Origin of the sequence: Corynebacterium casei LMG S-19264, assembly GCF_000550785.1 — a bacterium.
Lineage (GTDB): Bacteria > Actinomycetota > Actinomycetes > Mycobacteriales > Mycobacteriaceae > Corynebacterium > Corynebacterium casei.
The window spans coordinates 2,667,903-2,690,418 of sequence record NZ_CP004350.1 but is presented as its reverse complement, the minus strand read 5'-3'; the positions used below and the strand labels follow the sequence as shown (position 1 = coordinate 2,690,418).

Here is a 22,516-nt window from a genome sequence, read left to right as displayed (position 1 = left end):
GCGCCTTTATCCATGTGGAATAATGAAGCGCGTGGCTGATAAGAAGAAGATTTCCAACGTTTTGTCCTCGCGTTACGCCTCCGCAGAGCTATCCAACCTGTGGAGCCCGGAACACAAAATCATTATGGAGCGCCAGCTCTGGATCGCGGTCATGCGCGCCCAAAAAGACCTTGGCGTAGACATCCCGGCTGATGCAATTGACGCATATGAAGCAGTCATTGACCAAGTGGATCTGGGTTCCATCGCAGACCGTGAGCGAGTGACTCGCCACGATGTGAAGGCTCGTATCGAAGAGTTCAACGCTCTGGCGGGCCACGAGCACATTCACAAGGGTATGACTTCACGTGACCTAACTGAGAACGTGGAGCAGCTGCAGATTTACCGCTCTTTGGAGCTGGTACGCGATAAGGCTATTGCTGTTGCCGCACGCATTGGTGAGCACGCTGCCAAGTACCAGACCCTGGTTATGGCAGGTCGCTCCCACAACGTGGCAGCACAGGCTACCACCTTGGGCAAGCGTTTCGCTTCTGCCGGTGATGAATTGCTGCTGGCTATCGAGCGCGTGGAAAACTTGTTGGGCCGCTACCCACTGCGTGGTATCAAGGGCCCAATGGGTACATCCCAGGACATGCTGGACTTGATGGGCGGGGATGAAAACAAGCTCGCAGCACTGGAGACTGCTATCGCGGATCATTTGGGCTTTGCTCGTGTCTTCAACTCTGTTGGCCAGATTTACCCACGCACCCTCGACTTTGATGCGGTCTCCGCGCTGGTTGAGCTCGGTGCAGCGCCATCGTCATTGGCCACCACCATCCGTTTGATGGCGGGCAATGAGACCGTGACCGAAGGCTTCAAAGAAGGCCAGGTTGGTTCTTCCGCAATGCCGCACAAGATGAACGCTCGCTCCTGTGAGCGCGTCGGCGGCCTGCAGGTTATTCTGCGCGGCTACCTCACCATGGTCGCGGACCTAGCTGGCCAGCAGTGGAATGAAGGCGACGTATTCTGCTCCGTGGTTCGCCGTGTGGCACTGCCAGATGCATTCTTCGCCATCGATGGCCAATTCGAAACCTTCCTCACCGTGCTAGATGAGTTCGGTGCATTCCCAGCGATGATTGACCGTGAGCTCGAGCGCTACCTGCCATTCTTGGCAACCACCCGCATCCTCATGGCTGCTGTGCGCGCCGGCGTGGGACGTGAAACCGCACACGAAGTCATCAAGGAAAACGCTGTCGCAGTTGCTCTAAACATGCGCGAAAACGGTGGCGACCAGGACCTGCTGGAACGCCTCGCAGCAGATGAGCGCCTGCCAATGAGCAAGGAACAGCTCGAAGAAGCACTGGCTGACAAGCACGCGTTTATCGGCGCTGCCGAGTCCCAGGTTGACGCAGTCCTCGGCCGCATCAAGGAACTGGCAGACCAGCACCCAAAGGCTGCTGCCTACACCCCAGGGGAAATTCTTTAAAGAATTTCCGGGCGAAGAGATCGTATGAATTTCACGGTCAAGGGATTCTAAGTAATTCCCGTTCACGGGATTTTGGTGAGGAGGTCTTGAGTCTACTCACCGCCACGAGTGGGAGACGCTGTGGGCGCATGCACTAACATTTAGGGCATGCGCCCACAGCTTTCTGATTATCAGCACCTGTCCTCCGGAAAAGTACGCGATATCTACGAAGTAGATGACTCGACGCTGCTCATGGTGGTCACAGACCGCATCTCCGCTTATGACTTCGCGTTGGAGCCAGCCATCCCAGATAAGGGACGCGTGCTGACAGCAACCACCATGTTCTTCTTTGATGCCATTGATTTCCCGAACCACCTGGCGGGTCCCATCGATGATGAACGCATCCCGGAAGAGGTTCTGGGCCGCGCCATCGTGGTCAAGAAGCTCAACATGTTGCCGTTTGAGTGCGTGGCACGTGGTTACCTCACCGGTTCCGGTTTGAAGGAATACAACGCCAACGGCACCGTCTGTGGCATTGAGTTGCCGGAGGGCTTGGTTGAGGCATCACGTTTACCGGAGCCTATTTTCACCCCAGCCACCAAGGCGGAGCAGGGTGATCATGATGAGAACGTCAGCTTCGAGCGTGTTGTGCAAGACCTTGGGCAGGAGCGAGCAGAGCAGCTCCGCGATGAAACCCTGCGTATTTATTCTGCCGCCGCCAAGATTGCCGAAGAAAAAGGCATCATCTTGGCTGACACCAAGTTTGAATTCGGCCTGGATTCCGAGGGCAACCTGGTTCTGGGCGATGAGGTTTTGACCCCGGACTCTTCGCGCTACTGGCCAGCGGACTCCTATGCTGAGGGCGTAGTACAGCCAAGCTTTGATAAGCAGTACGTGCGCAACTGGTTGACCTCTGAGGAATCTGGCTGGGATGTGGCATCAGAAACCCAGCCGCCAGTGCTGCCAGAAGATGTCGTGGCAGCGACCCGATTGCGCTACATCGAGGCCTATGAGCGCCTGTCCGGCAAGCGTTTCATCGACTTCATCGGCGGTTAAAACTTAAAGTCTAAACACGCGGGTAGGGTTGTTCGTTATGACAGACAACAATCTCAACAACGTTAAGCCGCCCATCGCAAAGCAAGAAGTCTTCGTCCGTGAATTCCACGGGCGAAGCTTTGTTGATGAATATGAATGGATGCGCAACAAGGAATCCCAGGACACCCTGGACTACCTGAACGCTGAAAACACATATACCGAGGCCAAGACCGCACATTTGAAGCAGCTGACTGAGAATGTGTTTGAAGAGATTAAGTCGCGTGTGAAGCAAACCGATATGTCCGTGCCATCGCGCGCGGGCGATTATTGGTACTACGGCCGCTCCGAAGAGGGTAAGGAATATGGCTATAGCTGCCGCATTCCGGTCGCCGAGGGCCAGGATCCGTGGGAGCCGCCGGTCATTCCGGAGGAAGGCAAGCCGGAAGGCGAGCAGATCCTGCTGGACAACAACGCGCTGGCCGAAGGCCACGAGTACTTCGCGCTGGGCGCTGCCTCGGTGACCAAATCCGGGCGCTACCTGGCATATTCCACGGACACCGAAGGCGACGAGCGCTTTGAGCTGTTCATCAAGGATTTGGAAACAGGCAAGCTTCTCGATGACCACCTGAGCGACATCTTCTACGGCGCCACGTGGGCGGGCGAAGACTATATTTTCTACCAGAAGGTTGATGACGCCTGGCGCCCAGATACTGTGTGGCGCCACAAGGTGGGCACCGCACAAAGCGAAGACATCTGCGTCTTTACTGAGGCCGATGAGCGTTTTCGCGTTGGCGTGGGTTCCACGCGCAGCGAAAAATACCTCATCATCGCAGCTGGCTCCCCGCTTACCTCTGAATACTGGATTCTGGACATGGATAGTCCAGAGGGTGAGTTTGAAGTCCTCTGGGAGCGCGAATCCGGCGTGGAATACGACATTGACCATGTGGTGTGCGGCGGTAAAGACCAGTGGCTTATCACCCACAATGCGCACGGGCCGAACTTTGAAATCGGCTGGGTAGATGCTGATGCAAGCCCGCTGCCGGGTATTCGTGACCTAGAAGTTCTGGTTCCGCACAGCGATGACGTGCGTATTGAAGGCGTGGATACCTACCGCGACTTCGCCACCTTGTCCTATCGTCGCGGCGGAATCCCACGCGTTGCCGTGATGAAGATTGACGGCGATACGTTCGGCGAGTTCGAAGAGCTGCACTTCGATGAAGAAATCTACTCCGCGGGTTCATCCGGCAACCCGGAGTGGGATGCGCCGGTGATCCGCTTGTCTTATACCTCTTATACCCAGCCGGCGCAGCTGTTCCAGTACCGCATTGCCACCGGTGAGCGCACTTTGCTCAAGGAACAAGAAGTTCCTGGCGGCTACAACGCCGATGAGTATGAGGCCTACCGTGAATGGGTGATTGCGAAAGATGGCACGCAGATCCCAGTGAGCATAGTCAAGCGCAAAGACCTTGCCACCGACAAACCTCAACCGGCGTTGCTGTACGGCTATGGCTCCTACGAAGCCAGCATGGACCCAGGCTTTTCTGTCTCCCGTCTCTCGCTGCTTGACCGCGGCATGCTTTATGTGGTTGCGCACGTGCGCGGCGGCGGTGAAATGGGCCGGCTGTGGTACGACGAAGGCAAGCTGATGGCGAAGAAGAACACATTTACTGACTTCATCGACGTTGCTGACCACCTGATTTCCAACCAGCTAACCAGCCCTGAGGTGCTTGTGGCGGAAGGTGGTTCTGCCGGTGGCCTGCTCATGGGTGCGATTGCCAACATGGCCCCGGACCGCTTCAAAGGTATTCAAGCCGTGGTGCCATTCGTGGACCCACTAACCTCGATTCTGAAGCCTGAACTGCCGCTGACCGTGGGTGAGTGGGAAGAGTGGGGCGACCCCTTCCACGACCCTGAGGTCTATGACTACATGGCCACCTACGCGCCTTATGAGAATGTCTCGGCGCAGCACTACCCGGACATCCTGGCTGTGACTTCGCTCAATGACACCCGCGTGCTGTACGTGGAACCAGCGAAGTGGATTGCCAAACTGCGCCAGGTCGCCACCGGTGGTGAATTCTTGCTCAAGACCGAGATGGCCGCTGGTCACGGTGGTGTTTCCGGCCGTTATGCGCGCTGGCACCAGACCGCGTTTGAGTACGCGTGGACTATCAACAAAGCCACCGGAGCTGTTGAATAAGTTCTTCTACTTGCCGCGCGGGGCGTGCTGTCCTGTGTGATAATGGACAGCATGCATGGGCATCTTCTGGTTTCGATTTCATCTATTTTTGACGACACCCGGAAGTCCGCTGTGCGGCTGCTTGAACAGCTCGACAAAGAAGGCGTGCCCGTCTCCCTGCTGGTTGCCCCGCACATTGACGGCAACTGGCACTTGGCCAAAGACCCTACCACCAAGCAGTGGCTGCAGGAACAACAAGTAACCGGGCGTCTTCTCATTCTCAACGGCTTTGACCAAGCAGTGCAAGGCCGCCGCGCGGAATTCGCGAACCTTGACGCGCATGAGGCGAACCTGCGGCTGAAAGGCGCGACCCGGCAAATGTCCAAGCTGGGTTTTGATTTTGATATCTTCGCTCCACCCCGCTGGCGCATGTCGCCGGGCACGCTGGAAGTCCTGCCGTACTTTGATTTCTCCCTCGCAGTATCATCCACCGGTATTCATGACCTGCGCACAGAGAATTTCCACCAGTCCCGCAACCTGTCATATGGTGAAGGCTTTGGTGCGGCGAAGTGGTGGCGCCGTTCGATTATTAGCGCCGCTGAGCGTGGCGCTAACCGCGGCAACACCGTGCGCCTGTCTGTCTCCGGCCGCAACCTGGCGGAGAAGAAAGTCCAGCACGACTTTATGCGCGCAATTGGCAAAGCCATGAAAGCCGGCGCCACTCCCGCGTCCTACAGCGTCTTTATGGAGCCTTCGAAGAAAGAAAAGAAGAAGGCCGACAAAAAGAAAGCTAAATCAGAAACGGCGTAGAGCACCTCTTAGACCGAGTTAAGAAGCAGGAGCTGCTTCCAGAACATAGGACTTCAGGCCGTCGAGGATGATTCCTGCGGACACCAATGACGCGTTCATGTACCAGGAGTCATAATCAATGGTGATGGCGCGGTCATTCTTCACTGCTTCCAGTGATGGCCACAAGGAAGTGTCCTCAGGGCTTTCGGCGCCATCCTGTACGCCGTAGTCCAGCCAGTCCGCATCCGCTTCGGCGATGAGCTCGGGTGAGAGATCCTTGCCCGCTTGGTCGGTGAACTGCTGTGCTTCGGGGCGTGCGAAACCACAATCGGCAGCGACGGTGCCAGCCATGGATTCTGCACCGTACATCTGGAACTCACCCTTGTTGGTACGCAGGAAAGACACCGTTGGTGGGTTATCCGGCTGGGAGTCTTTGACCTCAGCTGTGGATGCCTCGTACTCATCCAGCAATGCCTGCGCATCTTCGCCCTTGCCCGCGGCTTCGGCGATGGTTATCAGGTCCTGCTTCCAGTTCTCGCCGCCGCCCTCGCCGGTGATGACCGGCGCGATAGCGCGCAACTTTTCCAGCAACGCTTCATCACTGCGAGTATTGGCGCAGATGAGCGTCGGCTGCAGATTAGCGATGATTTCCATATCCGGATCCTGACGGAAACCACAGTCCGCGATGCTATCCAAGTCCATGTCATCCCCGAAACGATTACGCAGGAACTGCGGTATCAGGTCCGTGTTCTTCGCAGCAGCCACACCAACTGGCGTGATGCCAAGCAGCAGAAGGCTATCCAGCTGACCGGTGTTGAGCGCAACAATGCGCTGTTCTTCGCCGCCCCCAGCAGCGGTAGTGGAATCTGCTTCAGCAGAACCTTCAGCAGCGGCGGATGCTTGGCCAGATTTATCTGACTGCGAACACGCTACGAGTGCAATTGCAGCGGCACCAAGACTGGCGCCCAGGAAGCCACGACGGCCAATTTTCTTATGCGTTTGAATAAAGTTAGCCTATCCTAACAATTCAAGTCAAGATAAGTAACCCATTAAACAAAGGGCGGCCTATCGCTGCGCTTGTAACAATCTCAGTGATACAAGCGCAGCAACAAGCCGCTGAAATGCTCAGCTCAAAACCCGGAGAGGCTAGTAGATCTGGACGCGTTGTTAGAGACTAGAGCTGGCCGCTGAAGAACGCGCGGATTTGGTCGCGCAGGTTCTTGATTTCGCTTGGCAGGTGCTGGTCAACGGCGCCGCTAAACAGTGCACCGAGGCCGAGGGTGGCTGCTAGTGCGGCGATGATGCCGAAGAAGCCGCCGAGTGCGCTGCCGTCGTTGGAGCTGCCGGTCGAGGACTCGTCGCTGCCGCCGTTGCCATTACCGTTGCCGCCATCGGTGGTGTCGAGGTTGAAGCCAACCTTGACGGGGTCGTGGTCGGAGGAGCGGAATGGGGTTGCGTCGTGGTAGTCAACAACGTTCTAGAGGCGGCGGGAGTACTCGAACGCGATGGATTCATCGGAGTTGATGTTCCACACCTGAGCGTCCTGCAGGTCAACGTGCTCGTTGGCCAAGACGTGGTCGAGGGAGCCGAGCATGCCGTCGAACTGGTAGGAGGTGGAGGCGTTGTATTCTTCCTGCGGTACGGAGTAGCCGGCATCGCGGAAGCGGTCTAGTGCGTGCTCACGGGTGTAGGTGTTGAGGTCGCCCATGACGAAGGTGGCCTTGTCTTCCCAGTCGGTCTGCTGCGCTAGGTGCTCAAGCACTGCTTCGGCCTGGGAGACGCGCAGGTTCGCGTTGTTGCCCTGGCCATCGCCCATGTCGGCGTCATCATTAGCAATGGAGCCCTTGGACTTGAAGTGGTTCGCCACGGCCACGAAAGTTTCGGTGACATCTTCATCGACAGGCTTGAATTCCTGCGCCAATGGTTCGCGCGCGGTGCCGGTGAAGCGCTCATCTTCAAAGATGCGAGAAGCGCCAACAGGTTTCACGCGGTCAGGGTTGTAAATGAAAGCCACGCGGATGACATCAGGGTTGCCAGGAATTTCATCGGCAGCAGGAGACTCCACAGCCTTCCAGTTGCCGCCATCAGCGTTAAGAGCATCAACCAAGGTCAGCAGAGCTTCATCGCGGCGGGTGATATCGCCGGTGACAGCGAAGGTGTCCTCAATTTCGGACAGGGCAATAACGTCAGCGTTGAGTCCGTTGATGGCAGCAACAATCTTTTCCTGCTGGTCCGCCAACGCGGATTCAGAGTAGGTGCCGCGAACGGTGCAGTAGTTGGTTGCCACTGGGTTGCCGTTGATGTCGGTGTACGCGCCGCAGCCGTCTTCATCCTGGCCCAGGGACGTGAAGTAGTTCAGCACGTTGAATGCGGAGATGGTGTAGTCACCAGCGATGTTGTCCATCGCGCCGAGTTCATCCGCGCGGGAGTCTTCCCAGGTGATAGGCAAGTCTGCCGATGCCGTGTTGCCGGTCACCGGGGTGGTTGGCAAAAAGCGCCACAGGTTGAAATCCTTCTTCACAATGACAGGGTTTTGGAATTCCACCTGGTCAGTGGTGCGCAAGGACTTGATGTTTTCACCGTTATCAGAGGTGATATACGGCAGCGGGGTGTGCTTATCGGATTGCATGTAGTTCGCGGTGCGAGCATCGTCCAAGGTCACCAGTAGTTCTTTGTATTCTTCAGCTTTGGCAACGGCTTCCGCGCCGGGCGCCATGAAGTCAGTTGGCTGACGGAAAGCTTCATCACCAGCAGCCAGGCCAACTTCGCCAAAGGTGTTGAGCGCATAGTTGTTGGTCACGGTGTGGGCACCAGGCAGGACCAGCATGTACTCATAAGGTTCGCGTTCAACATCGCCAGCAGGCAGCTTGTCGATGCTCAATGGAACCACCGGCTCGAACTCGCCCTCTGCGACCTCAAAGGTGACATTGGAGAGCTGAGTGGAGTCAAAGTGCTCGCCAGCCTGGCCGCGCACGGTGAGAACTTCACCGATGGTTGGGTACTCATCGGCGGCACGGTTGCCCATGTAGACGAAGATGCCGTGGGATGCATCGCTTGCCGATGGCACATCCACGCCAGTGCCTGGAGTCTGAATGACAAAACCGTTCAGGCCGCCATCGGAGTACACCGCGGTGACCTCACCCTGGGTGGTGACGGTCTGGCCGTTGAGTGGAGTCGCTGCGTCGGTGCCCTGAATCTCTGCAATATCGATTGCTTCATCTGGGTTAACTGGAGTCTCTGGCTCTTCCGGATCGGTGTTGCCATTGCCGTCCTCATCGCCGTCGCCGTCGCCGGAAACGGTTTCGCCTGCGGAGTTGGTGGGGGTTGGGTCACCCGCGGTGAAATCAGCGGAGTTGTCATCAGTATCCGCGCCATCTTCTGCACGGGATGCGGAGGTGGAGTTGGACAGGCCTGGTGCGCCTGCGGTTTCAACCCGGGAAGCGGTGCCGTAGCCCACTAGGTCAACGGTGCTTGATGCGTCATCGGTAAGTTCAACGGAACCGTTTGCGCCAGCCATGCTCAAAGAACCGGTGGCATCTGGGGTTGGCAGTGCAGCCAAATCCTTGTTGTTTCCAGCGGACTGCTGGATGAGGAAGTAGCCGCCGGCAGGGATGGTTCCGGTCAGTGAGGTGGAACCACCGGTGTTGCCGGAAGCTGCGAAGTACTCCACGGACCAGCCGGCAAGATCGATGTCTTCATCGGTGGGGTTGAACAGCTCAATGAAGTCGTTGGTCAACGGAGCGCCGTTATTGCCGCCACCGCCGTAGACTTCGCTGATGACAACATTGTCGCCGGCAGGAGTTGCATGAGCAACAGGGAAAGCGATGGTTGCGAGGGACGTGGAGGCAAGAGCGGCGAGTGCGAAAGTGCGCAGACGGCGAGACGAAGACATAGGAAGAAATACCCTTAAGTTGTAATTCTGGTGGGGAAAAGAGGTTGTGCAATGAAACAACTGTTTCGTTTCTATAACCGTTTAATAACGCCAGCAACAGCAGAAATGAACACGAACTGGCTGTTTGCTTGAACAGAGCTGAAAGTTCTCCTGCGGTTTAAATTCGAGACACATCGTGTTCATGAAACGGGGGCAGGGAACGCTACGGGGCTACTAGTGGGGAGTAAGTGCGCGGTAGCCGTCTAGGAGTTTTGGTTGCCTAACCGCTAAAGTGGGCAATTGCAGACAAGCAGTAAAACTCGCACAGTAAGGCTTAGAATTATGGCTCGTGTTGTTGTCAATGTCATGCCCAAGGCTGAAATCCTAGACCCGCAGGGACAAGCTGTTGTCCGTGCACTAGGACGCCTGGGTGTTAACGGAGTAAGCGATGTTCGTCAGGGCAAGCGCTTTGAAATCGAAGTCGATGATTCGGTCAGCGCTGAAGACCTGGACAAGGTCGCAGCAAGCTTGCTGGCAAACACCGTCATCGAGGACTACGAAGTTGTAGGGCTGGAGGTCAAGTAAATTGACCGCGAAAATCGGAGTAATCACTTTCCCCGGCACACTTGATGACGTTGACGCACAACGCGCAGTACGTCTTGCCGGCGCCGAGGCAGTAAGCCTCTGGCACGCAGACACCGACCTCAAAGGTGTAGACGCCGTCGTTGTACCCGGCGGCTTCTCCTACGGTGACTACCTGCGCTCCGGTGCGATTTCCGCACTGGCACCCGTCATGCAGTCAGTTATTGACCGCGCACGCCAAGGTATGCCAACGTTGGGCATTTGCAATGGTTTCCAGATTTTGACTGAAGCAGGCCTGCTTGAGGGAGCACTAACCCGCAACAAGGGCCTGCATTTTCATTGCGTGGACACCCACCTCGAGGTTGTAAACAACAACACCGCATGGACCACCGAATTCGAAGCTGGCGATAAGATTTATGTCCCAGCCAAGCACGGTGAGGGACGTTTCCAGGCGGCACCGGAGACCATCGACAAGCTAGAAGGCGAAGGCCAGGTGGTCTTCCGCTACACCGACAACTTTAATGGCTCCCTCAATGACATCGCTGGTGTCACTGATGAAACCGGCCGCATTGTTGGCCTCATGCCGCACCCAGAGCACGCCATTGAGACCCTGACCGGTCCATCCACCGATGGCCTGGGACTGTTTGTATCCGCGATCAATGCCATCACGGCGTCTGTTTAGGAGTAAAACATGACTGTTTCCAATGACACAGTAGATAACGCAAAAGCCACTCCTGAACTGCAGCAGCCGTGGGAAGAGCTGGGACTCAAGCAAGACGAGTATGACAAGATTGTCAGCATTTTGGGCCGCCGCCCAACCGATGCTGAGCTAACTGTTTACTCCGTCATGTGGTCTGAGCACTGCTCCTACAAGTCTTCCAAGACCCACCTGCGCTACTTCGGCGAAACCACTACCGAGGAAATGGCGTCGAAGATTCTTGCCGGTATTGGTGAGAACGCCGGCGTTGTGGACATCGGCGACGGTGACGCGGTGACCTTCCGAGTGGAATCCCACAACCACCCATCATTCGTGGAGCCATATCAGGGCGCTGCGACCGGTGTGGGCGGCATTGTTCGTGACATCATGGCCATGGGCGCGCGCCCAATCGCAGTGATGGACCAGCTGCGCTTCGGTGCCGCTGACGCGCCTGATACCGCACGCGTTCTGCCGGGCGTTGTCTCCGGTATCGGCGGCTACGGCAACTCCTTGGGCCTGCCAAACATCGGCGGCGAAACCGTCTTTGATGAGTCTTATGCCGGCAACCCACTGGTCAACGCACTGTGCGTAGGCACCTTGCGCGTGGAAGACCTGAAGCTGGCATTTGCTTCCGGCACCGGCAACAAGGTCATGCTGTTTGGCTCCCGCACCGGCCTTGACGGTATCGGTGGCGTCTCCGTTCTGGGTTCCGCATCCTTCGAAGAGGGCGAAGAACGCAAGCTTCCTGCCGTGCAGGTAGGCGACCCATTCGCGGAAAAGGTTCTGATTGAATGCTGCCTGGAGCTCTATGCTGCCGGCGTTGTTGTTGGTATTCAGGACCTGGGCGGCGGCGGACTTGCGTGTGCTACCTCTGAGCTGGCAGCAGCTGGTGATGGCGGCATGGTGGTCAACCTCGACAACGTTCCTCTGCGCGCGGAAAACATGTCCGCGGCTGAAATCCTGGCTTCTGAATCCCAGGAGCGCATGTGCGCGGTTGTCTCTCCAGATAACGTGGCGAAGTTCCGCGAAATCTGTGAAAAGTGGGACGTGACCTGCGCTGAAATCGGTGAGGTTACTGACAACAAGGACACCTACCTCGTTTACCACAACGGTGAACTGGTTATTGATGCTCCTCCTTCAACCATCGATGAAGGCCCTGTGTATGAGCGTCCATACGCGCGCCCACAGTGGCAGGAGGCGTTGCAGCAGGCACCTGAAATTGCGCGCCCTGAGTCTTTGGTTCAGGCGCTCAAGGACATGGTCTCCTCCCCAGCGCTGTCATCGCGTGCATTTATCACTGAGCAGTATGACCGCTACGTGCGCGGCAACACCGTGAAGGCGAAGCAGTCTGACTCTGGCGTACTCCGCATTAATGAGGAAACCTCCCGCGGTGTTGCAATTTCTGCCGATGCATCAGGTCGCTACACCAAGCTGGACCCCAACATGGGTGCACGTCTTGCTTTGGCTGAGGCCTACCGCAACGTTGCTGTCACCGGCGCGCGTCCTTACGCGGTGACCAACTGCCTGAACTTCGGTTCACCAGAAAACACCGACGTGATGTGGCAGTTCCGCGAGGCAGTCCACGGTCTGGCGGACGGCTCCAAGGAACTGAACATTCCAGTCTCCGGCGGCAACGTCTCCTTCTACAACCAGACCGGTGATGAACCAATCCTGCCTACCCCAGTGGTAGGCGTACTCGGTGTCATCGACGATGTTCACAACGCGATCGCTCATGACCTGGGCGGTATTGAAGAGCCAGAAACCCTGGTTCTGCTGGGTGAAACCAAGGAAGAGTTCGGCGGCTCCATCTGGCAGCAGGTCTCCGGCGGCGGCCTGCAGGGCCTGCCACCACAGGTGGATCTGGCGAATGAGGCCAAACTGGCTGAATTCTTCGTGGGCAACACCTCTGTTGCTGCATCCCACGACCTGTCTGAGGGTGGCTTGGGCATCGCGGCATTTGAGATGGCTCAGAAGAACGGCGTTGGTGTAGACCTCGATTTGAGCGTCGTCCACGAGGACGCACTGACCGCACTGTTCAGCGAGTCCGCATCCCGCGTTCTAATCTCCACGGCCTCTGACCACCTTGATGGTGTTCTGACCCGCGCATCCGAGCTGGGCATCCCAGCCGTTGTTGTGGGCACCACCAACGACTCCGGCACCTTCACCTTCGCCGGTGAGGAAGTCGCCACCGCCGAATTGCGTGAAGCATGGTCCGCGACCCTGCCAAACCTCTTCGGCCACGCCGTTGGCGCAAACTCCGTGGTTGAGTAAACGCCGCTAAGCAGCTTTGCTTCACGCAGCTGCTTAGCCAGGCTAAACGCCCGGCGCTTCCACGAGCAGTTTCGTTTAAGGAAGGGCCGGGTTTGCCGTTCCCAGGGCAAATTTGCCTCGCCTGTGGATAAGTTAGCCGTTTGGGTGACGCGTCAACGTAGTTATCCACAGGTTTTCAGGCTTGCTCTGGTGCGGGCTTGCGCTGTCGGTTTAGCGTCTGAGTTATGGACTTTCTTCACGCAATCAAATTCGTCTACACCCAGGGTATTGGCTTTCTCCGTCTTGCTTACGAGCACTCTCCTTATGACTTGGAAAGCTTTGGCATCGTGCTGCCAAAGGCAAAAGAGTATTCCAAGCTCGCCGATGCCCTTCTTGGCCCCGCCGACTCCCCGCGCCTGCAGCGCGAATTTTTAGCGCTCGCCGAACAACGCGAGTTCAGCCTCGACCACCTCGTGATGGTCAATAGACACGCCAAGAAATTGAAGAAGCGCGGCGCAGCCTGGAAACTGCGCGCGGAACTTATCGCACACGAGGGCAGCTACAAGGAAGTCAATGCCTACGGCAACCGGCGGGTGAAAGAAATCCAAGGTGAGAAACCGAAAGGGCCCGGTGTAAAAGTGAGCCAAGCCAACAACGGCATGCGCACCATGACCGTGACTGATACCCAACGCCGCATCACTGACTTGATGAAGACCCTCGACGCGATAGAAACCACTGAGCAACCGAGGAAGAAAGCGCTGTTGGAAGCGTTCTGGAAACACATCGACGGCGGCGGAGGGATACTCAAACCGGAATACCGCACCGTTATTGCTATCGGCTTGGACCAATCCGCGCAGATCATCCGCGGCGAAGGCGACGAATCCATCATCGGCGCCTCCGACGGCACCACCATGACTGGCGCGGAGATCGTTAACCTTGCGATTTCTGGTGCACTCGGCGACAAAATCTACGCCGGACTCTTCCATCCGACTGCAGGGCCGGTCAATCTCTATGAAGCACGGTTCGCGTCGTTTAAGCAGCGGACTTTATGTAAGGCGGAGAATCTCGTGTGCCCGTGGCCGGACTGCAACGTGCCAGCGGATCGCTGCCAGGTCCACCACCTGGACGCGCATAAGAACGGCGGGCAAACCAATCCGTCGAATCTCAGCACGCTGTGTGCTTATCACAACGGCGTGAATGACGATGGCGCACAAGGCGTGCGCCATGAAAAGAGCAGAGGGCGAATGGTTCGCCACCGCGGCAAAGTCAAGCTTTTAACCCCAGGAGGAAGGCTCGTGGGCAACACTCATGACCTCGGCGGGATGGGGGCGTTGGACTTAATCTAATGCTCCATGCCTTGGCTAGTTCTTCATGAGCTCCTGCATGAACGGTGCGATTATATCGCGGGAAACCCGGCAGTCTAACGAGTATGTTTCCGGTTCATCGCTGTTGACCCATGCGCGAAAGTCCTCTAGGTCCTCCAGGGCGTGAATGATTTTAGACCGTGCCCCGAAAGCACCTACGAGTGCTGCAAAATCTACTTCGGGAATCAGCATGGGTGCTTTGTCGATCCCTTTTGTAGCGTACCGATGGATTTCGGCGCCGTAGGCAGCATCATTGACAACAACGATGACGCCGCGGTGTGCTTCGCGGATAAAGCTCTCGGCATCGGCAAGTGCCATCAAGCCGCCGCCGTCCCCGGTAACCAGAACGGTCATCTTGTCTGTGCCGGCAGCGGCTGCAACGCCCACAGCAGAGTTGAATCCCAGGCCGATGGATTGGGTTGTGGTGCCTAAAAGCACCATGTTGTCAGCCGCGGGGACATCAAGATACGTATTTGCCCAGCCAATGAAGTGTCCACCGTCGGTTACCACTAGGCGATTGGCAGGAACGATGTTGTTGATAGCATCCATTAGGCTGCGCGGATCAAGGCAGCCATCAGGAGCCAGAGGATTTCCTTTATCGTGCTTTTTCGGGTTTGGATTCGCAAAAGCCCGTGGCGTTGGGGTGAAGTTCTGCTTGCGAAGCGTAGCGGAAAGGGCGCTTACTGCTTCGGTCGCGCTTGCACGCAAGAAACTATTAACTCGTTCATGCGTTGCTTGTGCTGTCACGCCTATCTGAATGATCGTGGCATCAGCGCTGAAAGCCTGGTCAAACGCCATGGTAAATGGATTAAGACCTGCACCGACAACCAAAACAACATCAGCTTTTTGAATCTCAGCGGCGGCGGCCGAAGATGCAAATCCACCGCAGATCCCTAAATTGCGGAATTCTCCGTTGCTATTGAACAATCCTTGTGCGGGCGCCGAGGTCGCGACATCAGCGCGCAAGATGTTGGCTGAATCAATTACCTGGGCCGCGGCCGATTTAGCGCCACGTCCCGCGACAATGAGCGGATGTGCCGCGCTAGCCAAAAGTGATGCAATTTCTTCGGCCTCCTGCATATTCGGACAAACAACCTCAGGCTGTGGAAGCTCTTCAGTAGCGTGGAGAATGTTCTCGAATTCTGGGTCTATACATTCCAACGTCCCCAAGTCATGAGCAATCTCCAGAACCACAGGAGCGCGGTTTCTAAGAGCCTAGGTTAGCGCAGTGTGGGTCTGCTGCGCGGCGTCGTGCGGGTTTGCGGTAAAGGTTTCAACCCCGAAGGAGGCAACCATTGCTGCCTGGTCAATATCCCAGGGACGTGGAGCGTCCTGCGGCGCGGAACCAGTGACCAGCAAAACGGGGACACGAGCCTTAGCGGACTACACAAGTGCGGTGATGGTGTTGGTAAACCCCGGTCCATAGGTGGTGGTTGCAACCGCAATCTCGTTTGTTACCCGGTGATATGCATCCGCCGCAGCAACCGTTCCCACCTCATGGCGAACCGGAATGATCCCGATATTGAGTCTCTCAAGCGCATCAATGAACCATGCATTGCCATTGCCCATGATGCCAAAATATTTGTCCACTCTTGGCGCCAAAATGCGGGCGATAGCTTCCGAGACTGAGTGCATATGAAGGGGACTCCTTGGACGTGAACTCTCGTAATTCTTGAGAGGGCTGAAGTAATCGAACCACATCACGGCCTCGTCCCAGCTAATAGCTTGCAACAAATCTAAGAAGACAGCAATCAGAATGCAAAGTCCAGTCCTTTGGGCCAAGGCGCTTACTGGCGATCTGCTGAGCGGTCACTGTTCAAAACCAGTTCGAAAACTGTGTTCATGCTGGTGGTCGCGTTGCAGATATGTCGGAAGAAAACGATTTCTTCTACTGACATATCTGATTTGCTTTGGTAGCGTGACGAACACTGGCGTATTCACAAGCTGTGAACTATGTCTTGGCGCAACAAGTAACCTTCAGGAGAATCTCATGCGCAAGAAGATTCCATCGATAGTCATTGTAAGTGCTGTTACCTACGGCGTCGCCGCGCCGGCACCTGCGCTTGCCCAAGAAACCGGCGACAACAACAATTCCATCGCCTCCGCGCAAAGCATCGGCCTAGGCGCCGCCAACGACCCGCTTGGGGTGCTGCTGGGAATCGTCGGAATGTCCGCCATCGCCCCGTTCATCCTGTCCTCTTGGGCAGGGGTCGACATTCTTCCGCAGTAACGTCGAGCAGGGACTAGGAGAACATCATGCGTAATAAAGTCGCATCCATCGCCTTTGCTGGCGCCGCGTTCGCAGTTGGTATCGCAGCACCCGCACCGGCAATGGTCAACCCGGCGTCGACTCATTCGTGCAGTTCGCGCAGAACAGCTCCCAGCGGTTTGTGGAAGACCCCGCGGGAGAAGCCCAGGGAGGGTTCATCGACGCTCGGCGTTGAGCATTGCGGACCATTATCCACCCAGCGTTGCTAGCGGAAAACAACACCCGTAGGAGTTGAACATGTTTAAGAAATTCGTATCCATCGCCGCTGCCGGTGCACTCGCCGTGGGCATCGCGGCACCCTCGCCGGCAATGGCCAACCCAGCCGTCGACTCATTCGCACAGTCCGCGCAGAACAGCTCCCAAGGGTTTATGGAAGACCCAGCAAGAGAAGCTCAGAACGGAGTTTCTCTGTCAGCGTTCTTCCCGTACATGCTGTCCTCCATGGGCTCATCCTTGATTGGTATTGAGCAATGCGGCCTGCATGACACCCGCGGCTGCGACGACATTTAAAAACCAAAGCCCAGCACCGCCTCTTCCATGAGAGGAAACGGTGGTGGGCTTTTCTTATGTCCGCAGGGAAAATCGTGCAGTGCTTTATTCGTAAAGCGCAGGGGCGAAGGTGGAGTCCCACGCTTTGTAGAGTTGCCGTTCAAACAGGCTGTAGGTGTGCGCGCCGTAGAACTCGTGGTGGCGGTCTACTTCCACGCCGGCTTCCTCGGCGACGCGGGTGAAGTAGTTGGAGGTGTATTGGGAAACCACTTCAATGCCCACGAGTCCGCCCCAGTCGCCGAGGAGTTCGTTGGCGGAAGGCACGCCTAAGGAGGTGCCCACGAAGACGCGGGTATTTCTCAGCTGTGATGGGTCGTAGGAAGGGTCGTTGAGCTGCCACGCATCGGAGGATGATAAGCCGTAGGCGTTGGTGGAGGAGCCTTCACCGCCGGAGATGACGGAGTTGACCATGAAGCGCCCGAGCAGGCCGGACGACGCAGGGAAGCCAGAGAAGGAGCCGGCGGCTTGGAATGTCTCAGGGTATTCGCCAGCGATGTTCAGTGAAGGCCCACCGGACATGGATAGCCCCGCGATGGCTTTGTGGTTCGTGCTGTTGAACTCAGCGTCGAGGATCTGCGGGATTTCTTCGCCCAGGTAGGTTTGCCACTGTTGGCGCCCGGCATAGGCGTCATCGTGGAGCCAGTTGGCGTACATCGAGGCGCCACCGCCCATTGGAGTGATCACGTTGACGTGCTTGTCCGCAAAGAATTCTTCATAGTCGGTTTCGCTCACCCAGTTGGCGCCACCGGCACCGCCGTCAGCGCCGGACATCAGCACCAGGGAGGGCGCAGGTGCGGGGTCTTCGGGCAGCAGCAAGAGGTTGGTCACCACGGTCTGGTTGGCGGGGGACCAGATATCAACTTCCCACAGGTTGCCTTCCACGTGGCGTTGGTCCATCATCAAGGGTTCGGGGCCGTGATCGACGGTTTCTTCCGCGCCGCGGTCTTCGTCGGAGCTCATTTCCTTGGCGATGGAGTAGTTGCCTTCTTCCGCCACGGAGCTGCCCGCCAGAGAACTTCCCAGGGCCGCGCTTCCCAGCAACGCACCTTCGTCTTGGAAACTGCTCAATCCGTTGCGCAGGGACTGGATATCGGTTGCCGCGCTGCCCAGCCAGCCGGCGTTTGCGCTGCCATCGCCAGAGCCGACAGAATCAGGCAGTTGGGCAGAGCCGCGTGGGGCGAGCAGTGGGTCCAGGGCGCCAGAAGAGCCAAAAGAGCTTGTCGATGACCTATCGCTGTTTTCCGCCGATAACTCATCCGCGTTATCAATCGCGTTCGAGGAAGTTTCTGAATTTGAAGACTGCTCAGAAGAAAAAGCGCCGGGGCCAGTCCCGGACTGCGCGAAGGCAGAGGGAGCGATGCACACTAAAGCCAGCGTCGCTGCTGCTGTCGCAGCCGTGATTGCCTTCGTGCCGAGTCGGCGGGAGGGAAGAATATTAATAGTCACTCCTGTAACTGTAGTATCAATGTGCGCCGAACCATAGTTTACTTTTCGTCTCTCTACGGTAGCGTAGGTTTTGGACAAGTCGCTTAGACTATGAAGAAAGAACTGCGCTCTGCATACCGATACACGCGAGACGGATACCCCCATGAAATCTGCTCCACATCAACCCGCTCAGGCTAATATGCCTGAGACGGAAGTAACCGAGGCTCCCATGCCCAAAGAAAACAATGCTGTTGCTGACCGTATTCAACGCAGCATCTGGGTTGCCGATAGAGGTCCACGCCCGCTCACGCGCGGCTGGGGCCATTTGATAGCCGCCATCTTGTCAGTTATCTCTTCCACCGTGCTCATCACTTTTTCGTGGATGACGCTCAACTGGGTCGAGGCCCTTGGCGTCACCGTCTATGGCGTGGGCTTGGTCGGCCTTTTTGCTGTCTCGGCGCTGTATCACCGCTGGCCATGGCCAACGGCACGCGCTGTGCAGTGGTGGCGGCGCGCGGACCACGCGACCATTTCAGTCTTTATCGCAGCGACCTATACGCCGCTGTGCATCATCGCCTTTGAACCGCGCACTACCGCGTGGATGCTGGGCATCGCGTGGACCGGCGCAATTGCGGCGGTCATTTTGAACCTGGTATGGATCAATCACCCGCGCTGGCTCGATGTCATTGTCTATCTCACCTTGGGTTGGCTAGTTGTTCCGCTCATTCCAACCTTGTGGGCCAACTTAGGCCTGACAGTGGTGTGGCTGCTGGCTGCAGGCGGTCTGTTCTACACCGTTGGCGCGGTGGTCTATGGCCTCAAGTGGCCAGGGCGCAACGCCAAATACTACGGCTACCACGAGCACTTTCACACTGCGACGATTGCGGCAGCAGTCGTGCACCTCGTCGCAGTGTGGATGGCAGTAGTCCAGGCAACCTAGATCCGTTGCTTGCCAGCACATCGACTAGGTCTTAGCGCCCAAAGCGCGTTAGAGCTAGTCGATGTGCTGGTGGTTCGGCGCGTGCACCAGTGGAAGCGGGGAGTACTGGCTGCGCAGGTTGCGCAGGGTAGTGGCATGTTCTGCCAGGCGCTTGTCTTCTTCGGTGTGCGGAATGAACTGACGCGCTGGAAGCGGATTCCAGTCACGGTCCATCGCTAGATAAGCCGCGGTGGCGTGAATGGCAGTCGATAGCTTCTCGCGGCCACCGCGCGCTTCGCCGGAGCGAACATGCACCGACATCTGCATCGAACGGCTATCGGTGCGCATCATGCGGGCATCAACCTCGATGAGATCACCAATGTGGATGGGCTTGTAGAAGCGAATGCCGCCGGCATACACGGCAATAGTCTGCTCACCAGACCACTCCATGGTGCAGGCCGTAGCTGCCTCATCGATCCATTCCATGGCGGTGCCACCGTGGACGTTGCCGCCCCAGTTAATATCCGTTGGCTTAGCCAAGAAACGGTTGACCATGCGTGGCGCATCAGATGGGCCGTCATAGGTCTGAACGTTCATCTCGGCCTCAATGGCCTTGCGCAGATCAATGCGGGTCTTTGCCGCCTCCATCACGCGAAACTGCTCATCGGTTCCTGGCACGAATGGCGGAACCGGAGTCGGACGCTGAGTATCGGCATCCTTCGCCACGAAAATCACCAGGCAGTCACATGCGCGGGTGAAAATGCCGTCGCGTGGATCCGCAGACCATACCTCGTTGACAATGTGCATGGACGACGTACCTGTCATCGTCAAGCGGGAGCGAACTTCGACCAAATGCCCCGACTCAATCGGCCGCATGAAGTGAATATGACCCACATAAACGGTCACGCAGTACTGCCCTGACCACTGCACAGCGCAGGCATAGGCAGCCTTATCGATCCACTCCAGGACGCGGCCACCGGAAATGCCCTGCGAACCTGCAAGCAGGACATCGTTCGGCGAAGCCATAAAACGCAGCGTGATATTAGGATTCTTCAAGGACTCCTGCGACTGAGTCTCTTGCTTCTTGGACGTATCGGACGTGTGCTCACCAGAATTTAATTGGGACATACGAATCAAATTAGCAGGTCACTATAATAGTGCGCATGAGTCCCCAACGAGCCAAGCCGAACGTGCACGACACCAAAGCTGCTGTCGATGCCATCGCGCAGTGGCTGCGCAACCCAGAAGCAGCACAAGCACCTTCTCGGAACGAGCTGGCCAAGGCCGTGCGCAACACCGCGCGCACGCTGGAACATGACGCGCCGGGGCATTCCGTGGAACTGCGAGTACCCCCTTTCGTGGCAGTTCAATGTATTGAAGGACCACGGCATACCCGCGGCACCCCACCCAATGTGGTCGAGTGCTCCCCGCGCACCTGGTTGCAATTGGCTACCGGGCTAATTCGCTGGGAGGAGGCCGATGTGGACGCCTCCGGATCGCGCGCTGGTGAGATTGCCGCGTGGCTGCCAATTATCCCGCTGCGTAGTTCAGCCGCTGAATAAAATACGTGCATACGCCCCCGATCGTGCAGCCTTGAGTACGCAACAGTTAGTTATCGCGGCCAGAACTTAGTAGAATCAGCGTCGTGGTGAACACTACTTTCCCCAGCGACGTGAATTTAGATGACCAAGGCGAACAAGAACCCCGCGAAGAGTGCGGTGTCTTTGGCGTCTGGGCTCCTGGTGAAGATGTTGCGAAGCTGAGCTACTTCGGCCTTTTCGCTCTGCAACATCGTGGCCAGGAAGCCGCTGGTATCGGCGTCGGTGATGGAGACCGCCTCGTTGTCTTCAAAGACATGGGCTTGGTCTCGAATATTTTCGATGAGTCCATTTTAAATTCCCTCCATGGCTCCGTGGGCGTGGGGCATACGCGCTACTCGACTGCCGGTGGCAAAGAGTGGTCGAATGTCCAGCCGATGTTTAACACCACCGCAAACGGTGTGGACATCGCGCTGTGTCACAATGGCAACCTGGTCAACTACCAGGAGCTGCGTGAAGAATCCATAGCGCTGGGACTGTACAAAGAACATGAAAAGTCTTTGTCTGATTCCATGGTGATGACGTCCTTGCTCGCGCATGGCGTGAGCGATGACAAGTCCGTCTTCGAATCAGCTAAGGATCTGCTGCCGCGCATTGAGGGCGCGTACTGTCTGACGTTTACGGACGGCAAAACTCTCTATGCAGCGCGCGATCCACACGGCGTGCGCCCACTGGTGCTGGGCCGTTTGGCCCAAGGCTGGGTTGTGGCTTCGGAGACTTGTGCGCTCGACATCGTTGGTGCGCAGTTCATTCGTGAAGTTGAGCCAGGTGAGTTGATTTCAATCAATGAAGCCGGCATCCGCAGCGAGAAGTTTGCTGAGCCAAAGCGTCAGGGCTGCGTCTTTGAATACGTTTACCTGGCTCGTCCAGACACCGTGATTAAGGGCCGCAATGTTCACGCGACCCGCGTTGATATTGGCCGCGCGTTGGCGAAATCTCACCCAGCTGAGTTCGCTGACATGGTTATCCCCGTGCCGGAGTCCGGCAACCCTGCAGCGGTCGGCTTTGCCCGTGAATCCGGTTTGACCTTCGCGCATGGACTGGTGAAGAACGCTTATGTTGGACGTACTTTCATTCAGCCAACCCAGACCCTGCGCCAGTTGGGTATTCGTTTGAAGCTCAACCCGTTGCGCGAAGTCATCGAAGGCAAAAAGCTGGTTGTCGTTGATGACTCCATCGTGCGTGGCAACACCCAGCGTGCTTTGATACGCATGCTGCGTGAAGCCGGTGCTGCCGAGATTCACGTGCGTATTGCATCCCCGCCAGTGAAGTGGCCTTGCTTCTACGGCATTGACTTCGCTTCCCCTGGGGAACTCATCGCCAATATTGAGCCAACGGATGACCCTGAGGTCATCACGAAGGCAGTGTGCGAAGCTATTGGTGCTGACACTTTGGGCTTCGTCTCCGTTGATGACATGGTAGAAGCAACCCACCAGCCCATCAATGAGCTATGCACCGCTTGTTTCGATGGCAACTATGAACTTGGCCTCCCAACCGCTAATCCCAATGCTGACGCTGTGCGAACCTTGCTCGGCGAAAAGAACTGAAAGG

Annotated in this window: 21 protein-coding genes; 14 read left to right on the top strand and 7 right to left on the bottom strand. The window is 57.0% G+C overall.

Going from position 1 to position 22,516, the window contains the following annotated elements; all coding sequences use genetic code 11:
* The first annotated feature begins 22 nt into the window (after nucleotides 1-22).
* From purB to CCASEI_RS12280, 4 genes are all read left to right on the top strand, one after another.
* Nucleotides 23-1,462 (top strand): adenylosuccinate lyase, encoded by a 1,440-nt coding sequence (gene purB / locus CCASEI_RS12295; RefSeq protein WP_025388127.1) that lies wholly within the window; start codon nucleotides 23-25, stop codon nucleotides 1,460-1,462.
* A 147-nt stretch (nucleotides 1,463-1,609) separates the two neighbouring features.
* Nucleotides 1,610-2,497 carry a phosphoribosylaminoimidazolesuccinocarboxamide synthase gene (locus CCASEI_RS12290; protein ID WP_025388126.1) on the top strand — a complete coding sequence of 296 codons (888 nt, stop codon included), beginning with the start codon at nucleotides 1,610-1,612 and terminating at the stop codon, nucleotides 2,495-2,497.
* Between the two features lie 37 nt (nucleotides 2,498-2,534).
* The gene (locus CCASEI_RS12285) at nucleotides 2,535-4,673 is read left to right on the top strand and encodes a S9 family peptidase (protein ID WP_025388125.1); all 2,139 of its coding nucleotides are present in this window, start codon (nucleotides 2,535-2,537) and stop codon (nucleotides 4,671-4,673) included.
* A gap of 51 nt (nucleotides 4,674-4,724) precedes the next feature.
* On the top strand, nucleotides 4,725-5,462 hold the full coding sequence (locus CCASEI_RS12280) for a DUF2334 domain-containing protein (RefSeq protein WP_006823166.1): 738 nt from the start codon (nucleotides 4,725-4,727) through the stop codon (nucleotides 5,460-5,462).
* Nucleotides 5,463-5,480: 18 nt separating this feature from the next.
* Here CCASEI_RS12280 and CCASEI_RS12275 read toward each other — a convergent pair whose 3' ends face one another.
* The gene (locus CCASEI_RS12275) at nucleotides 5,481-6,428 is read right to left on the bottom strand and encodes an iron-siderophore ABC transporter substrate-binding protein (protein ID WP_025388124.1); all 948 of its coding nucleotides are present in this window, start codon (nucleotides 6,426-6,428) and stop codon (nucleotides 5,481-5,483) included.
* Between the two features lie 490 nt (nucleotides 6,429-6,918).
* Nucleotides 6,919-9,333: an ExeM/NucH family extracellular endonuclease gene (locus tag CCASEI_RS12270; RefSeq protein WP_025388123.1), complete on the bottom strand. Its 2,415-nt coding sequence runs from the start codon at nucleotides 9,331-9,333 to the stop codon at nucleotides 6,919-6,921.
* A gap of 321 nt (nucleotides 9,334-9,654) precedes the next feature.
* Here CCASEI_RS12270 and purS point away from each other — a divergent pair, with 321 nt between their 5' ends.
* The 4 genes from purS (at nucleotide 9,655) to CCASEI_RS12250 (ending at nucleotide 14,187) form a co-directional block, all read left to right on the top strand.
* On the top strand, nucleotides 9,655-9,897 hold the full coding sequence (purS, locus tag CCASEI_RS12265) for a phosphoribosylformylglycinamidine synthase subunit PurS (RefSeq protein WP_006823163.1): 243 nt from the start codon (nucleotides 9,655-9,657) through the stop codon (nucleotides 9,895-9,897).
* A gap of 1 nt (nucleotide 9,898) precedes the next feature.
* Nucleotides 9,899-10,576 carry a phosphoribosylformylglycinamidine synthase subunit PurQ gene (purQ, locus tag CCASEI_RS12260; RefSeq protein ID WP_025388122.1) on the top strand — a complete coding sequence of 226 codons (678 nt, stop codon included), beginning with the start codon at nucleotides 9,899-9,901 and terminating at the stop codon, nucleotides 10,574-10,576.
* A 9-nt stretch (nucleotides 10,577-10,585) separates the two neighbouring features.
* A complete protein-coding gene (gene purL / locus CCASEI_RS12255) occupies nucleotides 10,586-12,862 on the top strand; it encodes a phosphoribosylformylglycinamidine synthase subunit PurL (protein ID WP_025388121.1) in 2,277 nt (758 codons plus the stop codon).
* A gap of 224 nt (nucleotides 12,863-13,086) precedes the next feature.
* Complete coding sequence (locus tag CCASEI_RS12250; protein WP_025388120.1) at nucleotides 13,087-14,187, top strand: HNH endonuclease signature motif containing protein; 1,101 nt, start codon at nucleotides 13,087-13,089, stop codon at nucleotides 14,185-14,187.
* 15 nt (nucleotides 14,188-14,202) lie between these two features.
* On the opposite strand, the gene CCASEI_RS12245 is transcribed toward CCASEI_RS12250, so the two are convergent.
* The 3 genes from CCASEI_RS12245 to CCASEI_RS15495 are packed head-to-tail and all read right to left on the bottom strand — an operon-like array spanning nucleotide 14,203 to nucleotide 15,840.
* Nucleotides 14,203-15,399, bottom strand: coding sequence for a thiamine pyrophosphate-dependent enzyme (locus tag CCASEI_RS12245; protein WP_225868406.1), 1,197 nt, complete (start codon nucleotides 15,397-15,399; stop codon nucleotides 14,203-14,205).
* A gap of 21 nt (nucleotides 15,400-15,420) precedes the next feature.
* Nucleotides 15,421-15,564 (bottom strand): hypothetical protein, encoded by a 144-nt coding sequence (locus CCASEI_RS15500; RefSeq protein ID WP_225868405.1) that lies wholly within the window; start codon nucleotides 15,562-15,564, stop codon nucleotides 15,421-15,423.
* Between the two features lie 24 nt (nucleotides 15,565-15,588).
* Nucleotides 15,589-15,840 (bottom strand): thiamine pyrophosphate-binding protein, encoded by a 252-nt coding sequence (locus CCASEI_RS15495; protein WP_225868404.1) that lies wholly within the window; start codon nucleotides 15,838-15,840, stop codon nucleotides 15,589-15,591.
* Nucleotides 15,841-16,195: 355 nt separating this feature from the next.
* Here CCASEI_RS15495 and CCASEI_RS12240 point away from each other — a divergent pair, with 355 nt between their 5' ends.
* The 3 genes from CCASEI_RS12240 to CCASEI_RS12235 are packed head-to-tail and all read left to right on the top strand — an operon-like array spanning nucleotide 16,196 to nucleotide 16,984.
* Nucleotides 16,196-16,435, top strand: a complete 240-nt coding sequence (locus CCASEI_RS12240) for a hypothetical protein (RefSeq protein ID WP_006823157.1) — start codon at nucleotides 16,196-16,198, stop codon at nucleotides 16,433-16,435.
* A gap of 26 nt (nucleotides 16,436-16,461) precedes the next feature.
* The gene (locus CCASEI_RS15100; RefSeq protein ID WP_006823156.1) at nucleotides 16,462-16,683 is read left to right on the top strand and encodes a hypothetical protein; all 222 of its coding nucleotides are present in this window, start codon (nucleotides 16,462-16,464) and stop codon (nucleotides 16,681-16,683) included.
* A 28-nt stretch (nucleotides 16,684-16,711) separates the two neighbouring features.
* A complete protein-coding gene (locus tag CCASEI_RS12235; RefSeq protein WP_006823155.1) occupies nucleotides 16,712-16,984 on the top strand; it encodes a hypothetical protein in 273 nt (90 codons plus the stop codon).
* Nucleotides 16,985-17,068: 84 nt separating this feature from the next.
* Here CCASEI_RS12235 and CCASEI_RS14535 read toward each other — a convergent pair whose 3' ends face one another.
* Nucleotides 17,069-18,469 (bottom strand): alpha/beta hydrolase, encoded by a 1,401-nt coding sequence (locus CCASEI_RS14535; protein ID WP_025388119.1) that lies wholly within the window; start codon nucleotides 18,467-18,469, stop codon nucleotides 17,069-17,071.
* Between the two features lie 208 nt (nucleotides 18,470-18,677).
* Here CCASEI_RS14535 and trhA point away from each other — a divergent pair, with 208 nt between their 5' ends.
* Entirely contained in the window at nucleotides 18,678-19,388 is a 711-nt protein-coding gene (gene trhA, locus CCASEI_RS12225; protein WP_035095553.1) for a PAQR family membrane homeostasis protein TrhA, read from the top strand.
* Nucleotides 19,389-19,442: 54 nt separating this feature from the next.
* Here trhA and CCASEI_RS12220 read toward each other — a convergent pair whose 3' ends face one another.
* Nucleotides 19,443-20,393: an acyl-CoA thioesterase gene (locus tag CCASEI_RS12220; RefSeq protein ID WP_051461266.1), complete on the bottom strand. Its 951-nt coding sequence runs from the start codon at nucleotides 20,391-20,393 to the stop codon at nucleotides 19,443-19,445.
* 137 nt (nucleotides 20,394-20,530) lie between these two features.
* Here CCASEI_RS12220 and CCASEI_RS12215 point away from each other — a divergent pair, with 137 nt between their 5' ends.
* Entirely contained in the window at nucleotides 20,531-20,929 is a 399-nt protein-coding gene (locus CCASEI_RS12215) for a sterol carrier family protein (protein WP_006823151.1), read from the top strand.
* An 83-nt stretch (nucleotides 20,930-21,012) separates the two neighbouring features.
* A complete protein-coding gene (gene purF / locus CCASEI_RS12210; RefSeq protein WP_025388117.1) occupies nucleotides 21,013-22,512 on the top strand; it encodes an amidophosphoribosyltransferase in 1,500 nt (499 codons plus the stop codon).
* Nucleotides 22,513-22,516: the final 4 nt, after the last annotated feature.

Bases quoted from the DNA above. Each gene is read 5' to 3' on its own strand.
- purB (WP_025388127.1), top strand. From the start codon at position 23: ATGAAGCGCGTGGCTGATAAGAAGAAGATTTCCAACGTTTTGTCCTCG.
- CCASEI_RS12290 (WP_025388126.1), top strand. From the start codon at position 1,610: ATGCGCCCACAGCTTTCTGATTATCAGCACCTGTCCTCCGGAAAAGTA.
- CCASEI_RS12285 (WP_025388125.1), top strand. From the start codon at position 2,535: ATGACAGACAACAATCTCAACAACGTTAAGCCGCCCATCGCAAAGCAA.
- CCASEI_RS12280 (WP_006823166.1), top strand. From the start codon at position 4,725: ATGCATGGGCATCTTCTGGTTTCGATTTCATCTATTTTTGACGACACC.
- CCASEI_RS12270 (WP_025388123.1), bottom strand. From the start codon at position 9,333: ATGTCTTCGTCTCGCCGTCTGCGCACTTTCGCACTCGCCGCTCTTGCC.
- purS (WP_006823163.1), top strand. From the start codon at position 9,655: ATGGCTCGTGTTGTTGTCAATGTCATGCCCAAGGCTGAAATCCTAGAC.
- purL (WP_025388121.1), top strand. From the start codon at position 10,586: ATGACTGTTTCCAATGACACAGTAGATAACGCAAAAGCCACTCCTGAA.
- CCASEI_RS12250 (WP_025388120.1), top strand. From the start codon at position 13,087: ATGGACTTTCTTCACGCAATCAAATTCGTCTACACCCAGGGTATTGGC.
- CCASEI_RS15495 (WP_225868404.1), bottom strand. From the start codon at position 15,840: ATGCACTCAGTCTCGGAAGCTATCGCCCGCATTTTGGCGCCAAGAGTG.
- CCASEI_RS12240 (WP_006823157.1), top strand. From the start codon at position 16,196: ATGCGCAAGAAGATTCCATCGATAGTCATTGTAAGTGCTGTTACCTAC.
- CCASEI_RS15100 (WP_006823156.1), top strand. From the start codon at position 16,462: ATGCGTAATAAAGTCGCATCCATCGCCTTTGCTGGCGCCGCGTTCGCA.
- CCASEI_RS12235 (WP_006823155.1), top strand. From the start codon at position 16,712: ATGTTTAAGAAATTCGTATCCATCGCCGCTGCCGGTGCACTCGCCGTG.
- trhA (WP_035095553.1), top strand. From the start codon at position 18,678: ATGCCCAAAGAAAACAATGCTGTTGCTGACCGTATTCAACGCAGCATC.
- CCASEI_RS12220 (WP_051461266.1), bottom strand. From the start codon at position 20,393: ATGGCTTCGCCGAACGATGTCCTGCTTGCAGGTTCGCAGGGCATTTCC.
- CCASEI_RS12215 (WP_006823151.1), top strand. From the start codon at position 20,531: ATGAGTCCCCAACGAGCCAAGCCGAACGTGCACGACACCAAAGCTGCT.